Raw genomic sequence first — 15,445 nt, 5'->3', positions numbered from 1 at the left:
CCGTGCATCTCTGCGCAGGTCCATTGAGTAACCGTTTCCAATCATGAATGCCACCATAAAAAAGGCCCCGCCAATTCTCATTGGCGGGGCCTTTTATTCTTCAGGCGTTGGACTTATTCCGCCTGCGCCTCCGGTGTTTTTTCACCATGGGACAGGCTGTAAACATACGCTGCCAGCAAATGGACCTTGTCATTGCCCTGCAGTTGTTCCTGCGCCGGCATCTGGCCCTGACGGCCGTAACGGATGGTCTGCTGCAGTTGCGCGAAGCTTGAGCCGTAGATGAATGCGCCCGGGTGTGTCAGGTCTGGCGCGCCCATGGCCGGGGTGCCTTTGCCGGCGGGGCCGTGGCAGGCCACGCAGTTGGCGGCGAAGAGTTTGCCGCCATTGGCCGGGTCGGCCTTGGTGCCTTCCGGCAGTTTGCGCCCGTCGAGGTTGGTCACCACGAAGGCCGCGACGTCGGCCACGCCTTGCTCGCCGATCACTTCAGCCCACGCAGGCATCACCGCGTGGCGGCCGCCCATGATGGTGGTCTTGATGGTTTCCGGTTCACCGCCCCAGCGCCAGTCGGCATCGGTCAGGTTGGGGAAGCCATAGGCGCCCTTGGCGTCGGAGCCGTGGCACACCGAGCAGTTGGAGGCGAACAGACGGCCGCCCATTTTCAGTGCCTGCGGGTCCTTGGCGACTTCTTCGATCGGCATCGCCGCGAACTTGGCGAAGATCGGACCGAAGCGAGCGTCCGAACGGGCCATTTCCTTTTCCCACTCGTGGACGCCAGTCCAGCCGGTCTGGCCATTGGCGAACGCGGTCTGTTTCTCGGTATCCAGATAGTTGTAGCCCGGCAGCAGACCTTTCCAGTTGCCCAGACCCGGATACAGCACCAGGTAACCCAAGGCAAAAATGATGGTGCCGACGAACAGCATGAACCACCATTTCGGCAGCGGGTTGTCGTACTCCTCGATCCCGTCGAAGGAGTGGCCGACCGTCTCGTCCGTCTGTTCGCTGCGCTGGCCCTTGCGGGTCGACAGCAGCAGCCAGGTCAAGGCGAAGATCGTACCGAGACTGAGGACTGTGACGTACAGACTCCAGAATGTAGTCATTCTTTGTTACTCCTAGAAGCTTGCTCGACGTGCTTGATGGCTTCGGGATCATCGGCAAAAGGCAACATGGTCGCGTCGTCAAACTCCGACTTGCGCTTGGGGCTGAACACCCACAAGGCCAGACCGATGAAGGCCACCATCACGACAACGGTGCCCAGGCCTCGAATCATCCCGATATCCATCAGATTCACCGTTTGCTTTTGATGATGGTGCCCAGGCCTTGCAGATAGGCCACCAGCGCGTCCATTTCAGTTTTGCCCTTCACGGCGTCCTGAGCACCGGCGATGTCTTCGTCGGTATAGGGCACGCCGAGGGTGCGCAACACTTCCATTTTTTTCGCGGTTTCCTTGCCGTCGAGCTTGTTTTCCACGAGGAACGGATAAGCCGGCATTTTCGACTCGGGGACCACGTTGCGCGGGTTGTACAAGTGCGCACGTTGCCAGTCATCGGAGTAACGACCGCCGACACGGGCCAGGTCCGGACCGGTACGTTTGGAACCCCATAGGAACGGGTGGTCCCAGACGCTTTCACCGGCAACCGAATAGTGGCCATAGCGTTCGGTTTCAGCGCGGAACGGGCGGATCATCTGCGAGTGGCAGCCGACACAACCGTTGGCGATGTACACGTCGCGGCCTTCCAGTTCCAGCGCCGAGCGTGGCTTCATGCCCTCGACCGGCTTGTTGGTGACGTCCTGGAAGAACAGCGGAACAATTTGAGTCAGGCCACCGACGCTGACGGCGATGACCATGAAGAAGGCCAGCAGGCCAATATTCTTCTCGACAGCTTCATGCTTCATCAGTGAGCTCCAACGACGGCAATCTTGGCGGCGGCTTCGGCTTCAACCGGATCCGACGCACGAACGGTGCGGTACACGTTGTACGCCATCAGCAGCATGCCGCTGGCAAAGAACGCCCCGCCCAGCGCGCGGACGATGAAGCCCGGGTGGCTGGCCTGCAGCGCTTCGACGAACGAGTAGGTGAGGGTGCCGTCATCGTTGATTGCACGCCACATCAGGCCCTGGGTGATGCCGTTGACCCACATCGAAGCGATGTAGAGCACGGTGCCGATGGTCGCGAGCCAGAAGTGCGCGTTGATCAGCCCGGTGCTGTGCATCTGCGCCCGGCCGAACAGTTTCGGGATCATGTGATAGATCGCGCCGATCGAGATCATCGCTACCCAGCCGAGGGCGCCGGCGTGGACGTGGCCGATGGTCCAGTCGGTGTAGTGCGAGAGTGAGTTGACGGTCTTGATCGCCATCATCGGCCCTTCGAAGGTCGACATGCCGTAGAACGCCAGCGATACCACCAGGAAGCGCAGGATCGGGTCGGTGCGCAATTTATGCCAGGCGCCCGAGAGGGTCATCATGCCGTTGATCATGCCGCCCCAGCTCGGCGCCAGGAGAATGATCGACATCGCCATGCCCAGCGATTGTGCCCAGTCCGGCAGGGCGGTGTAGTGCAGGTGGTGCGGGCCGGCCCAGATGTACAGGGTGATCAGTGCCCAGAAGTGCACGATCGACAGACGATAGGAATAGATCGGACGTTCGGCCTGTTTCGGCACGAAGTAGTACATCATTCCGAGGAACCCGGTGGTCAGGAAGAAGCCCACCGCGTTGTGGCCGTACCACCACTGGATCATTGCGTCAGTGGCGCCCGAGTAGGCCGAATACGACTTGAACAGGCTGACCGGCAGCGACATGTGGTTGACGATGTGCAGCATCGCGGTGACGACGATAAACGCGCCGTAGAACCAGTTGCCGACATAGATGTGCTTGGTTTTGCGCTTGGTGATGGTGCCGAAGAACACCAGACCGTAGGTGACCCAGACAATGGCCAGCAAAATGGCGATCGGCCATTCCAGCTCGGCGTATTCCTTGGTGGTGGTGTAACCCAGCGGCAAGGTAACGATGGCGCCGACGATGACCGCTTGCCAGCCCCAGAAGGTGAACGCCGCGAGGCTGTCGGAAATCAGTCGCGTCTGGCAGGTTCGCTGCACGACATAGTAGGAGGTGGCAAACAGTGCACAACCGCCGAAGGCGAAAATCACCAGGTTTGTGTGCAACGGGCGCAGGCGTCCAAAGCTCGTCCACGGCAGACCGAAGTTCAATTCCGGCCAGACCAGTTGCGAGGCAATGAAGACACCGAGCCCCATGCCAAGGATCCCCCAGACCACCGTCATGATGGCGAACTGGCGGACTACCTTATAGTTATAAGCAGTCGGACTGATTGCTGTGCTCATTCTAAGGTTCCACGGTTTGGGTGTTTTATTAGGATTGGAATCGGCCGCAAGTATGCAGAGAGCAGGGGGTCATTGCAACGCGCCATGACCTGGGTCAATGCTTTCCAACGCTGATTCTGCGGCCTTTCCATGCGCCGTGTAGGGTCAAAAACGACCCCTGTCAAAATGTCGCAGTGAGTGAAAAAAGCGCGGAGTTCGGATGGACATCGACGACATCTTTTTCGACGTCATGATCGGGGGACGAAAGACATTCGGCGCAACAGCCGTTATCTACCTGCCCTTGCGGCGAATTCATCAGCCGGTTCATCGGACGCATCGCCCGGGAGTGATTTGAAACAGTCACGCACCAGTCCGCTTTCGAACAAGCGTAGACCCGAATCAGGCGAACCGAAAGGTGAGGTGGGAAGGGGTGCGACAAAAAGAAGCAGCTACGAGCTGCAAGCTGCAAGCGACAAGTGGATACAAGTCGCCTGCAAATTTGTATGCTGGGCTGTCGCCTTTACTTGTGGCTTTCAGCTTGAAGCTTGCCGCTCAATTGCTCATCATTTTTTGAAAGACTGTACACATAGGCGGCAAGCAATTGCACTTTATCGTTGCCCAGCAACTCATTCTGCGCCGGCATGTGTCCTTGGCGGCCATGGCGAATAGTCTGTTCAAGCTGGGTCAGGCTGGTGCCGTAGATGAAGCCGGCCGGATGGGTAAGATTCGGTGCGCCCATTGCGGGGGTGCCTTGGCCAGTTGCGCCGTGGCAAGCCACGCAAGTGGTGCTGAACGCTTGCTGCCCGGCTTGCAGATCCGCCTTGCTGTCGGCAGGTAGCGGCAGGCTGGCCAGTTCGTGGCGCACATACGCGGCAACGTTTTTCACCCCGGCTTCGCCGAGCACTTCGCCCCAGGCCGGCATCGCTGCCATGCGACCGCCCAGGATGGTGGTCTTGATCGTCTCGGCATCACCGCCCCAGCGCCAGTCGCTGTCGGCGAGGTTGGGGAAGCCGAACGCGCCTTTGGCATCCGAGCCGTGGCACACCGAGCAGTTGGAGGCGAACAAGCGACCGCCCATTTTCAGCGCTTGCGGGTCCTTGGCCACTTCTTCCAGGGGCATCGCTGCGAATTTGGCGAAGATCGGGCCGAAACGGGCGTCGGCCTTGTGCATTTCCTTTTCCCACTCGTGCACGCCGGTCCAGCCATCCTCGTAACCGGGCAGGATGCCTTTCCAGTTGCCCAGGCCCGGATAGAGGATCAGATAGCCCACCGAGAACACCAATGTGCCGGCGAACAGCATGAACCACCACTGCGGCAGCGGGTTGTCGTACTCCTCGATGCCGTCGAAGCTGTGGCCCATGGTCTGGTCGACGCTGCCCTTGGTCTCGCCCCGGCGCGTGCCGATCAGCAGCCAGGTCAGGCCGATCAGGCTGCCAATGGTCAGTACGCAGATCCACGTACTCCAGAAGGTGGTCATGGCCGGGTACTCCTTGTTTCAGGGGCTGAAGGTGTTTCGGGTAGTGGTTCGTCGGCGAACGGCAACAGGCGTGCTTCGGCGAATTCCGGCGTGCGCTTGCGGTTGAACACCCACAAGGTCAGGCCGACGAAGGCGACGAACACCACGACCGTGCCGAGGCCGCGGATCAGGCCTGCACTCATCTCAAAGATCATCGTGCTTACCTCTTGCTCTTGATCGCAGTGCCGAGCACTTGCAGATAGGAAACGAGGGCGTCCATTTCGGTCTTGCCCTTGAGACTGGCCACGGCGCCGCTGATGTCGTCGTCGCTGTACGGCACGCCGAGGGTGCGCATGGTTTTCAGCTTGGTTTCGGTGTGACTGCTGTCGACGGCCTGGGTGACCAGCCACGGATAGGCGGGCATCTTCGATTCCGGCACGACGTTGCGCGGGTTGTACAAGTGCGCGCGGTGCCAGTCATCCGAGTAGCGCGCGCCAACGCGAGCGAGGTCCGGCCCGGTGCGTTTCGAACCCCACAGGAACGGATGATCCCAGACGCTTTCGCCCGCCACCGAGTAGTGCCCGTAACGCTCGGTTTCGGCGCGGAACGGGCGGATCATCTGCGAGTGGCAACCGACGCAGCCTTCGCGGATATAGATGTCGCGGCCTTCCAGTTGCAGTGCGGTGTAGGGCTTCATGCCCTCCACCGGTTTGTTGGTGACGTCCTGGAAGAACAGCGGGACGATCTGGGTCAGGCCGCCGATGCTCACGGCGAACACCATCAGCAGCATCAGCAGGCCGACGTTCTTTTCAATGGTTTCGTGTTTCATGGCGGACTCCTCAGGCCATCTGCGCGGCAGCGACGACTTCGGCAGGCTGCGAGGCCCGCACGGTGCGCCAGGTGTTGTAAGCCATCAGCAACATGCCGCTGAGGAAAATCGCCCCACCGATCAGGCGCACGACAAAGCCCGGATGGCTGGCCACCAGGGTTTCGACGAAGGAATAGGTCAGCGTGCCGTCCTCGTTGACCGCGCGCCACATCAGGCCCTGGGCGATGCCGTTGACCCACATCGAGGCGATGTAGAGCACGGTGCCGATGGTCGCCAGCCAGAAATGCGCATTGATCAGGCCGACGCTGTGCATCTGCGCCTTGCCGAAGATTTTCGGGATCATGTGGTACAGCGCGCCGATCGAGATCATCGCCACCCAGCCGAGCGCGCCGGCGTGAACGTGGCCAATGGTCCAGTCGGTGTAGTGGGAGAGGGCGTTGACGGTCTTGATGGCCATCATCGGACCTTCGAAGGTCGACATGCCGTAGAACGCCAGCGACACCACGAGGAAACGCAGGATCGGATCGCTGCGCAACTTATGCCAGGCGCCCGAGAGGGTCATCATGCCGTTGATCATGCCGCCCCAGCTCGGTGCCAGCAGAATCAGTGACATCACCATGCCCAGCGACTGCGCCCAGTCCGGCAGCGCGGTGTAGTGCAAGTGGTGCGGGCCGGCCCAGATGTACAGGGTGATCAGCGCCCAGAAATGCACGATCGACAGGCGATATGAATACACCGGGCGCTCGGCCTGTTTCGGCACGAAGTAATACATCATGCCGAGGAACCCGGCAGTGAGGAAAAAGCCCACAGCGTTGTGGCCGTACCACCATTGCACCATCGCGTCGGTGGCACCGGCGTAAACCGAGTAGGACTTGGTGAAACTCACCGGCAACTCGAGGTTGTTGACGATGTGCAGAATCGCCACGGTGATGATGAACGCGCCGAAGAACCAATTGCCGACATAGATGTGTTTGGTCTTGCGCTGCATGATCGTGCCGAAGAACACGATGGCGTAGGCGACCCAGACGATGGTGATGAGGATGTCGATCGGCCATTCCAGTTCGGCGTATTCCTTGGAACTGGTGTAACCCAGCGGCAGGCTGATCGCCGCCAGGAGGATCACCAGTTGCCAGCCCCAGAAGCAGAACGCAGCGATTTTCGGCGCGAACAATTGTGTCTGGCAGGTGCGTTGCACCGAGTAGAAAGAGCTGGCGAACAGCGCGCAGCCACCGAAAGCGAAGATCACCGCGTTGGTGTGCAGCGGGCGCAGACGGCCGAAACTGGTCCACGGCAGATTGAAGTTGAGTTCCGGCCAGACCAATTGCGCCGCGAGAAAAACCCCGAGGCCCATGCCGACGATGCCCCACACCACCGTCATAATGGCGAATTGGCGGACCACCTTGTAGTTGTAGGCGGTACTGATAGAAGTGTTCATGGTTCCCCATCCACGGTTCAGCCGAAGTGAGCGCGCGCAAACGACGCGAATCCTTCGCCTGGAGTTATAGGCAGACTAAAAGCGAGGCAAGCATGGACAAACAGCACAAGGCCAGTATTGACGGGGATCAATGGGCGCAGTGTGCGCGTGATCATGGGTGGCTGTGGGATGCCGCTGTTGGTGAGGCTTCGGCAACGCTGATTCTGGCGCACGGAGCGGGGGCGCCGATGGATAGCGATTGGATGAACGACATGGCTGGGCGCCTTGCCGGGCTTGGGGTGAACGTGTTGCGGTTTGAGTTTCCGTATATGGCGCAGCGGCGGGTGGATGGGGTGAAGCGGCCGCCGAATCCTGCTGGCAAGTTGCAGGAATGTTGGCGCGAGGTGTTTGCGGTTGTGCGGCGTCATGTCACTGGGCCGTTGGCGATTGGCGGCAAGTCGATGGGGGGGCGGATGGCGAGTCTGCTGGCGGATGAGCAGGGGGCTGATGGGTTGGTGTGTCTGGGATATCCGTTTTATGCGGCTGGGAAGCCGGAGAAGCCGCGGGTGGAGCATTTGGCTGCGTTGCGCACGCGGACGTTGGTTGTGCAGGGGGAACGGGATGCGCTGGGTAATCGTGAAGCTGTCGAGGCTTACACGTTGTCACCGAGTATTGAGGTGATGTGGTTGGCGGCGGGGGATCATGATTTGAAGCCGCTCAAGGCTTCCGGGTTTACCCATGAACAGCATTTGGGCAGCGCCGCGCAGAAAGTATCCGAATTTCTCAAGGGGTAACCGAGATTCTATTCTCCATGGAGATCGGCTCCCTTTCCCCCTCGCCCCCTTGGGGGAGAGGGCTGGGGTGAGGGGTAGCTGTTGATCTTGCTTTTGGGGGCATATCCGTTGCTTCGGGAGCTGCGGCTGGCGGTTTCGCCTGACGGCGACTTACTTTTTTACAAGCGCCTAAAAAAGTAAGCAAAAAACGCTAGCTCCTACGTTCGGCCCGCTCGCTGGGGCTCGGGGTCCCTTCGCTGCGGGATCGATCCGGGCGCATCGCCTCCGGTTTGCTTCGCTGCACCTCCTCTCGATGTGTTTGGCTGCGCCAAACGGTCGCTGCGCTCCCACCCCCGGATCAATCCCTCCGCTCAGCCTTCCGACGTCGCCGGTGGATCAAGATCAAGAGCAGGCGAGCTGACACTCGGCCTATTGAGTGGTGAAAAGCGTGGGTGTTCGGCTTTTGATTTGTGTTGCTGCGGCCCCTCACCCCAGCCCTCTCCCGAGGGAGAGGGGGCCGATATGTGTGGTTTTCAAAGCCTGAGTTCAACGCGGTATTGCACGTCGGCGTAGTTCTCCCAAACACCTCGGTTCAGTCCCCTCTCCCTCCGGGAGAGGGTTAGGGTGAGGGGCGATTTCGCTGACACGATAAAGAGCCGGAAGCGTGCTCGGTCCGGCATTTCCTGTGTGTAAACATGATTTTGTTCGCGCGTTTAAACTACACGATCCGTTACGCCATCCCGGCTACAACTCCTTGCGCCGTTGCCTACGCGTACGCCAGAATCCGCCGGCTTACACGGCTATGAGGTTGGCTATATCGTTTCTCGGTCACTGACAAAAAGCAGTGATCGGGTTTGGTAGCCCGTCTGTAATGGCCGTATGTCTACGCCTTCAGACCGTCCTTTTTTCGGGGCTCGGTTTATATGGTGGTCATGCGTGGGGCTCGTTCGCGGGCGCCGGGTTCCTATTGCAGCCGGTCTACCAACCCGCGTATGGCCGCCACCCTCGTTTGGTAGCGAAGGTGACGGCTCCTTGAATCTGCAATAGGAGCTTCATCATGTTCAAAGCAACCCCCAACCCGCCAACCCCCCACGGCCCCGACCTCGACTCGCAAAAAGTCAAAGAAGCCACCGACCGCGCCCTCAACTATTACCTCAAACCCGCAGACCTGGCCGCCCCGCCAAATTCGCCAAAATACCGCCCCGTCTATGTCGTGGACCCCACGCTGGATGACGAAACCTTGTTGCTCGAGGCCTGCGAGTCGCTTTCATACGCGCATGCCATGGCCGGTAACATCGCCAACTCGATAGGCGGCCCGGAACGCAAACCACTGCTGGCGCTGCAACAGGTGATCATGCTCAACGAATTGTTGGTCAATCGACTGCTGGACAAGCTGAAGCTGCCTCAATAATTGAGTCCCTCGGCTCCAGCGTGGCAGAGATCGGGTTCCTTCAGAACCAGCCCTCACCCTAGCCCTCTCCCAGAGGGAGAAGGAACTGACTGAGGTGTTTGTTCGACGTACACCGACTTGAAATACCGCGCCGAATGCACATTAGAGAAGCTGCTCAAAGCCAAACGCAGATCTAAAACCCGACCGAGATCGGCCCCCTTTCCCCCTCGCCCCCCTTGGGGGGAGAGGGTTGGGTGAGGGGGGCTTTTCATTGGCACAACAAAAAAACCGGAAAGCTCACGCCATCCGGGTTTTTTCATTTCAACCATCCAATCAGCGGTTAAACCGCTCCACCAACGAATATTGCGTATTCGCAGTTTTGGTCAGCTCTTCACTCAACAATGCCGAGTTGTGCGCCTGTTCCGAGGTCTGATCCGCCAATTCCGAAATATTGCTGATGTTACGGCTGATCTCTTCAGCCACGGCACTTTGCTCTTCGGTCGCGGCGGCGATTTGGGTGGTCATGTCGGTGATGTTGGCCACGGCTTCGCTGATGCCGACCAGGGCCTGATCCGCTTCCAGTACCCGGGCCACGCCTTCTTCGGCCTGGCGATGCCCGGCTTCCATGGTCTGCACGGCGCTGGAGGCGGTCTGCTGCAACTTGGCGATCAGGGCATGAATCTGCCCGGTGGATTCGCTGGTGCGTTGCGCCAACTGGCGTACTTCGTCAGCCACGACCGCAAAACCACGGCCCATTTCGCCGGCACGTGCCGCTTCGATCGCAGCGTTGAGGGCGAGCAGGTTGGTCTGGTCGGCGATGCCTTTGATCACGTCGACCACGCCGCCGATTTCGTCGCTGTCCTTGGCCAGTTGCGTCACGGTCAGGCCGGTTTCCCCAACAACCACGGACAAACGCTGAATGGCTTCGCGGGTTTCTCCGGCGATGTCGCGGCCGCGACCGGTCAGGCGATTGGCTTCCTGGGTGGCGTCAGCGGTGCGTTGCACGTGGCTGGCGACTTCCTGGGTGGTGGCGGCCATCTGGTTGACGGCGGTGGCGACCTGTTCGGTTTCCACGCGCTGGCGTTCCAGGCCGGTCGAGCTGTTGTGCGCCAGGGCGTCGGACTGCTTGGCCTGATCGGTCAGGTGTTCGGCGGTGTCCTGCAGGCGGGTCAGGCAGGTTTTCAGGCGCGCTTCCTGGCTGAGGATCGACATCTCCAGACGCGCCTGGGCGCCACGGCTGTCGGTGTACATCTGCGCGATCAGCGGGTCGGAGGTGGTCTGCTCGGCCAGGCGCAGCAGGCGCTTGAGCCCGCGTTGCTGCCATTGCAGGCCCATCAGGCCCAGCGGCACCGACAGACCGGCGGCGAGGGCGAAGCCCCACTGCGAGTTCAGCGTCGCGCCGATCATGAAGCTCAGTTGGCTGACCAGAATGAACGGCAGCCAGTCCTGCAGGATCGGCAGCCATTTGTCCGTCGAAGGAATCGCCGACTTGCCCTGGTTGATGCGTTGATAAAGCGCTTCGGCGCGGCGGATCTGTTCGGCGGTGGGTTTGACGCGCACCGACTCGTAACCGATTACCTGGCTGCCATCAAACACCGGCGTGACGTAGGCGTTAACCCAATAGTGGTCGCCGGATTTGCAGCGATTCTTGACAATGCCCATCCATGGCAAGCCTTGTTTCAGTGTGCCCCACATGTGCGAGAACACCGCCGACGGCACGTCAGGGTGACGGACCAGATTGTGCGGCGCCCGGATCAGTTCCTCCCGCGAAAACCCGCTGATTTCAACGAACGCGTCGTTGCAGTAGGTGATCACGCCCTTGGCATCGGTGGTGGAAATCAACCGTTGCTGAGCTGGAAAGGTCCGCTCGCGTTGAGTAATGGGCTGGTTGTTACGCATGGTTTTTCAATCCGCAAGGCTTTCAAAGGTTGTCGGCGCTGCCAGGTTTTTATTGAAGTTTTTTTTCAGAATTAAGTACGGCGTCGCAAAACGGCGCTTGCGTCAACTGGCCAGCATCGGATAGGTGAACAGGCCGAAGTGCAGCAGATTCAGGCCGAAATGCGTGGCGATCGCCGCGCCCAGTCCGCCGAAGCGGTAGGCCAGACCATAGCCGACCCCGGCCAGTCCCGCCAGCAACACCCAGGTCCAGCCAGCGCCGGCGTGCACCAGACCGAAGAGCAGCGAGGCCGACAGCAGCGCGAGGTTGTCGCCATACGGCAAGTGCTTGAGACGACGGCTGAGTCCGCCCTGTATATAGCCGCGAAACAGCGCTTCCTCGACCAGCGTCACCAGCAGCAGATTGTTCAGCACCCAGAGCCAGGCCTGATCCGGCCACTTTGGCGCCCAGGCAATCACGCCAAGCAACAGCGCACCGCCGAGTGCGAGAATCACGCACAGCGTCAGGGCGAGGGCGGTGGCGTAGACCTTCAGTCGCAACGACCGCCGCGCAACAATCCACGGGCACACCAGCAGCAGCCAGAAACCCACCAGCGGTTTGTCGAGGTTGAGGTACATCGCGAACGGCACGGCGTTTTCAGTGAAGCGTTGCGGATTGATCGCGCGACCGTTGGCAAAACCCGGTAGCCAATGCATTGCCAGCGCCAAGGCCAGGACGACAAACAGACCATGGCCGAGCCAGCGCGCGACCGGCACCTGCTGCTGGCGCACGGCGAACGCGGCGAACAGCAAAAGCCCCACGGAGATCAATGCCAGCCAACCGAGTTGGCCATAGCTCAGGGCCAGTCCGTAACCGAGGCCGAGCAGCGCAAGATAGAGCCAGGGCAGCGCCTTCATCGAAAGTCCTTGTGCGAAATTCTGGAAGGGGCTTTCTACACGGGCGAGGGCGGTGGGACAAGGGAAGGTATGGTCAATTGGGGATAACTCACATCTATGGTCGACACGGAGCCCTGTGGGAGCGAGCCTGCTCGCGAAAGCGGTTTTCCAGATGACATCACTGGCGACTGACACTCCGTCTTCGCGAGCAGGCTCGCTCCCACAGGTTTTGCATTTGGCGGGGAAATTAGTGCAGGTTCAGTTTGGCCGCCGCGCGCTCGGTAATCTCGGTGCGCAGCTTCAACGAAGGCGCCGCGCGCAACCGCGCTTCATCGACCACCGCACTCGGCGCCACGTCTGGGCTGCCGGCATTGAACGGCGGCGCCGGGGCATATTCCAGCTGCAACTGCACCAGTTGCGCCGTGTCGGCATCGACCAGTTCCGCCGCCAGCACCAAGGCAAAATCGATCCCGGCGGTGATTCCGCCACCGGTAAACAGATTGCCGTCGCGCACCACCCGATCCTTCACCGCAATCGCCCCCAGCTTCGGCAGCAACTCGTGATACGCCCAATGGGTGGTCGCGCGTTTGCCCTGCAGCAGACCCGCTGCGCCAAGTACCAGCGAGCCGGTGCACACCGAAGTCACATAACGTGCCTGGGCGGCCTGACGCTTGATGAAATCCAGTACATCCTGATCCTCCATCAACGGCCCGACGCCGCCACCGCCGGGCACGCAGATCACGTCCAGCTCCGGGCAATCGTCGAAGGTGGTGGTCGGTTTCAGCAGCAGGCCGGTGCTGGACGTCACCGGCATCAGGTCCTTCCAGACCAGATGCACCTGCACGCCAGGCAGCGAGGCGAGCACGTCGTAAGGGCCGGTCAGGTCGAGTTGCTGAACCTGCGGGAATAACAGAAAACCGATCTGCAGCGTCATCGTTCTTGCTCCGTTGAAAGAAGTGGACGACTTCACTGTAGGCGCGTAGGTTCTGGCGCATACGCCAATCACCCCACGAATTACGCCAAATGCCCAAAGCCATTCACGTCCTCGCGTTTGCCAACATGCAGATTCTTGATGTCACCGGGCCGTTGCAGGTGTTCGCCTCGGCCAATGATCTCGCCCGCCAGCGCGGATTGCCGACGCCCTACGCGCCGAGCGTAATCGCCAGCGGCGGCGGGGCGGTGCTGTCGTCGGCGGGGCTGGCGGTGCTGGCCGAACCGTTGCCGCAAACGCCCAGCGACACATTGATCATCTCGGGTGGCTGGGGCATTTACACGGCGTCGGAAGATCTGCAACTGGTCGACTGGGTGCGCGAACATGCCCACGGCTGTCGACGTGTGGCTTCGGTGTGCACCGGGGCCTTTCTGCTCGCGGCCAGCGGCTGGCTCGACGGCCGCCGCGTGGTCACCCACTGGACGCGCTGCGAACAATTGGCCGAGCAACATCCGAATCTGCGCGTGGAAGCCAACCCGATTTTCATCAACGACGGCCCGGTGTGGACCTCTGCAGGGGTTACGGCGGGTATTGATCTGGCGCTGGCCATGGTCGAAGAAGACCTCGGCCGCGACATTGCCCTCGACGTGGCCCGGCACTTGGTGGTGTTCCTCAAACGCCCGGGCGGGCAGTCGCAGTTCAGCGTGACCCTGTCGCTGCAACAGCAGGGCAACCGCTTCGATGAACTGCACGCCTGGATCGCCGAGAACCTCACTTGCGACCTCGGCATCCCGACCCTCGCCGAACAGGCCGGCATGAGCGAGCGCAGCTTCATCCGCCACTACCGCGCCGACACCGGCCAGACCCCGGCGCGGGCAATCGAATTGATCCGCGTGGAAACCGCCCGGCGACTGCTCAGCGATACCGGCCTGCCGGTCAAACGCATCGCGGCCAATTGCGGCTTTGGCAGCGAAGAGACGCTGCGGCGCAGTTTTCTCCGTGCCATTGGCGTGACGCCGCAGGCGTATCGCGAGCGGTTTTCCGTCAGCGCTGTAACAGATCCAGTAGTGCCTTGAGGGTTTCCTGCGGCGCTTCTTCGGGGATGTTGTGCCCGACGCCGGCCAACACGCGCCGCTCATAAAAGCCGCTGAAATGCTCGGCATCTTCATCAACCGCCGCAGGCGGGCCGACACCATCATCGGCACCGCACAGCGAAATGCTCGGTACGCTTATGACGGGCTGCTTGGCCAGTGCTTCTTCCATCCATTCCAGTGCCGGATCGCCCGAGGCATACCCGAAACGATGCCGGTAGGAATGAATCACCACATCGACGAAATCAGCATTATCGAAAGCGCCGGCAGTCAGCGGGTAGCGTTCGTCCCTTCGCGACCATGTCGGCGACCACAGCCGCCAGAGCAACTGACACAACGCCCGGCGATTCTGCCGCAGACCCTCGGCGCCACGCGGCGTGTGGAAGTAGTACTGATACCAGAGCCGATGCTCGTCTTCCGGGTCTAGCGGCTGAGTCGAACCCGCAATGTCCTGCACCAGGTACCCATCGCCGCTGACCAGCCCGCGCACCCGCGCCGGAAACAACGCCGCGACAATGCACGCCGCCCGACCGCCCCAGTCATAACCACACAGCGTGGCCTGTTCGATGGCCAGCGCATCCATCAGATCGAGCAGATCCTGCGCCATGGCGGCTTGCTGGCCAGAGCGCAGGGTCTGCGCGCTGTTGAACCGGGTCGGCCCATAACCGCGCAAATACGGCACAACGACGCGATAGCCTTGCGCGGCCAGCGCCGGGGCGACTTCGTCGAAGGCGCGCGGGGAATAGGGGAAGCCGTGGAGCAGAATCACTGCGGCGCCGGTTTCAGGGCCATGTTGTTCGTAGGCGATGGTCAGCGTTGGGGTGAGTACGGTTTCGATCATGACTAACCACTCCGTTTGAATCGCAACAAACACTCTGGACCTGCGAACGCATTGCCCGGCTCAACGCAGCCGACGAGCTGCATGTCAACGCCCGGCGCTAAGCCTCTACCTCCGCCACCTGATTGAAATACTTGGTCCGGTCCGGGGTAAACGTGACCTTCATCTTCGTCCGCGAACACATCAGCGAACGCTCCTGCGCCAGATCAATATCCAGATCCTCGCCGCGCAAGCCCTGCCACTGCGCGAGATATTTCAGCGAACCGTATTTCTCGTTTTTCTTCAGGCTGCGACTGACGCCACCCTTCCAGCCAAGCACCGGCAGCTCGCCCGCAACGCATCGCTGGGCGAGTTCGGGAAATCGTTCGGCGCGCTGGCGGCCGATTTCCCAGCATTTGATCAGGCCTTTATCGGCGCTTTCCCAGAGCTGGGTGCGGCTCAGCCCGGTGCGAAGAGGGGAGTGGATGCTGCGCTGGACGTGGTGAGGCATTCCGGTTCCTTGAATTCGGGGGTGGTTGGACAGCTCCGCTGTGCCCGTTGCGTTGGATGGTAGGTGTGGATGTAACGGCTGGCAACAAGGTATTTCGGCGTGTAAGCGTACGTTGCCGGGTAGGCCTCCATGGCCTCTGTTTAACCA

General features: G+C 60.8%; 17 protein-coding genes. 4 read left to right on the top strand and 13 right to left on the bottom strand.

Annotated elements, in window-relative coordinates; all coding sequences use genetic code 11:
* Positions 1-113: 113 nt before the first annotated feature.
* The 4 genes from ccoP (GXB78_RS07100) to ccoN (GXB78_RS07085) are packed head-to-tail and all read right to left on the bottom strand — an operon-like array spanning position 114 to position 3,335.
* Positions 114-1,097, bottom strand: coding sequence for a cytochrome-c oxidase, cbb3-type subunit III (gene ccoP / locus GXB78_RS07100; protein WP_329514888.1), 984 nt, complete (start codon positions 1,095-1,097; stop codon positions 114-116).
* Entirely contained in the window at positions 1,094-1,279 is a 186-nt protein-coding gene (locus GXB78_RS07095) for a CcoQ/FixQ family Cbb3-type cytochrome c oxidase assembly chaperone (protein ID WP_016775513.1), read from the bottom strand. The genes ccoP (GXB78_RS07100) and GXB78_RS07095 overlap by 4 nt, the downstream gene beginning before the upstream one ends.
* 5 nt (positions 1,280-1,284) lie before the next feature.
* Entirely contained in the window at positions 1,285-1,893 is a 609-nt protein-coding gene (gene ccoO / locus GXB78_RS07090; RefSeq protein ID WP_007917161.1) for a cytochrome-c oxidase, cbb3-type subunit II, read from the bottom strand.
* Entirely contained in the window at positions 1,893-3,335 is a 1,443-nt protein-coding gene (gene ccoN, locus GXB78_RS07085) for a cytochrome-c oxidase, cbb3-type subunit I (RefSeq protein ID WP_039763035.1), read from the bottom strand. Before ccoN (GXB78_RS07085) ends, ccoO (GXB78_RS07090) begins: the two co-directional genes overlap by 1 nt.
* A gap of 199 nt (positions 3,336-3,534) precedes the next feature.
* Between ccoN (GXB78_RS07085) and GXB78_RS07080 the strand changes: the two genes are divergently transcribed.
* Entirely contained in the window at positions 3,535-3,669 is a 135-nt protein-coding gene (locus tag GXB78_RS07080; RefSeq protein ID WP_329514887.1) for a hypothetical protein, read from the top strand.
* A 165-nt stretch (positions 3,670-3,834) separates the two neighbouring features.
* Here the strand turns inward: GXB78_RS07080 and ccoP (GXB78_RS07075) are convergent, their stop codons facing one another.
* Genes ccoP (GXB78_RS07075) through ccoN (GXB78_RS07060) form a run of 4 tightly spaced genes read right to left on the bottom strand, consistent with a single transcriptional unit; the run spans position 3,835 to position 7,034 of the window.
* Positions 3,835-4,791 carry a cytochrome-c oxidase, cbb3-type subunit III gene (gene ccoP / locus GXB78_RS07075; protein ID WP_329514886.1) on the bottom strand — a complete coding sequence of 319 codons (957 nt, stop codon included), beginning with the start codon at positions 4,789-4,791 and terminating at the stop codon, positions 3,835-3,837.
* Entirely contained in the window at positions 4,788-4,985 is a 198-nt protein-coding gene (locus GXB78_RS07070) for a cbb3-type cytochrome oxidase subunit 3 (protein ID WP_329514885.1), read from the bottom strand. The genes ccoP (GXB78_RS07075) and GXB78_RS07070 overlap by 4 nt, the downstream gene beginning before the upstream one ends.
* A gap of 5 nt (positions 4,986-4,990) precedes the next feature.
* Positions 4,991-5,599 (bottom strand): cytochrome-c oxidase, cbb3-type subunit II, encoded by a 609-nt coding sequence (gene ccoO / locus GXB78_RS07065; protein ID WP_329514884.1) that lies wholly within the window; start codon positions 5,597-5,599, stop codon positions 4,991-4,993.
* 10 nt (positions 5,600-5,609) lie between these two features.
* Positions 5,610-7,034, bottom strand: coding sequence for a cytochrome-c oxidase, cbb3-type subunit I (gene ccoN / locus GXB78_RS07060; protein WP_263469602.1), 1,425 nt, complete (start codon positions 7,032-7,034; stop codon positions 5,610-5,612).
* Between the two features lie 92 nt (positions 7,035-7,126).
* On the opposite strand from ccoN (GXB78_RS07060), the gene GXB78_RS07055 reads away from it, so the two are divergent.
* A complete protein-coding gene (locus tag GXB78_RS07055) occupies positions 7,127-7,807 on the top strand; it encodes an alpha/beta family hydrolase (RefSeq protein WP_329514883.1) in 681 nt (226 codons plus the stop codon).
* Between the two features lie 1,036 nt (positions 7,808-8,843).
* Positions 8,844-9,197, top strand: a complete 354-nt coding sequence (locus GXB78_RS07050) for a DUF6124 family protein (RefSeq protein WP_329514882.1) — start codon at positions 8,844-8,846, stop codon at positions 9,195-9,197.
* 312 nt (positions 9,198-9,509) lie between these two features.
* On the opposite strand, the gene GXB78_RS07045 is transcribed toward GXB78_RS07050, so the two are convergent.
* The 3 genes from GXB78_RS07045 to inhA form a co-directional block, all read right to left on the bottom strand.
* The gene (locus tag GXB78_RS07045; RefSeq protein ID WP_042608406.1) at positions 9,510-11,075 is read right to left on the bottom strand and encodes a methyl-accepting chemotaxis protein; all 1,566 of its coding nucleotides are present in this window, start codon (positions 11,073-11,075) and stop codon (positions 9,510-9,512) included.
* Between the two features lie 102 nt (positions 11,076-11,177).
* The gene (locus GXB78_RS07040; protein ID WP_329514881.1) at positions 11,178-11,969 is read right to left on the bottom strand and encodes a CPBP family intramembrane glutamic endopeptidase; all 792 of its coding nucleotides are present in this window, start codon (positions 11,967-11,969) and stop codon (positions 11,178-11,180) included.
* Positions 11,970-12,195: 226 nt separating this feature from the next.
* On the bottom strand, positions 12,196-12,882 hold the full coding sequence (inhA, locus tag GXB78_RS07035; protein WP_329514880.1) for an isonitrile hydratase: 687 nt from the start codon (positions 12,880-12,882) through the stop codon (positions 12,196-12,198).
* 89 nt (positions 12,883-12,971) lie between these two features.
* On the opposite strand from inhA, the gene GXB78_RS07030 reads away from it, so the two are divergent.
* The gene (locus tag GXB78_RS07030) at positions 12,972-13,955 is read left to right on the top strand and encodes a GlxA family transcriptional regulator (protein WP_329514879.1); all 984 of its coding nucleotides are present in this window, start codon (positions 12,972-12,974) and stop codon (positions 13,953-13,955) included.
* Here GXB78_RS07030 and GXB78_RS07025 read toward each other — a convergent pair.
* Positions 13,924-14,811 carry an alpha/beta fold hydrolase gene (locus GXB78_RS07025; RefSeq protein ID WP_329514878.1) on the bottom strand — a complete coding sequence of 296 codons (888 nt, stop codon included), beginning with the start codon at positions 14,809-14,811 and terminating at the stop codon, positions 13,924-13,926. The genes GXB78_RS07030 and GXB78_RS07025 overlap by 32 nt on opposite strands.
* 97 nt (positions 14,812-14,908) lie before the next feature.
* The gene (locus GXB78_RS07020; RefSeq protein WP_329514877.1) at positions 14,909-15,298 is read right to left on the bottom strand and encodes a hypothetical protein; all 390 of its coding nucleotides are present in this window, start codon (positions 15,296-15,298) and stop codon (positions 14,909-14,911) included.
* Between the last annotated feature and the right edge of the window lie 147 nt (positions 15,299-15,445).

Source organism: Pseudomonas moraviensis subsp. stanleyae, from assembly GCF_036283065.1.
GTDB lineage: Bacteria > Pseudomonadota > Gammaproteobacteria > Pseudomonadales > Pseudomonadaceae > Aquipseudomonas > Aquipseudomonas stanleyae.
Note: the sequence above shows the minus strand (reverse complement) of the source record. Positions and strands in the feature narration are given on the sequence as shown.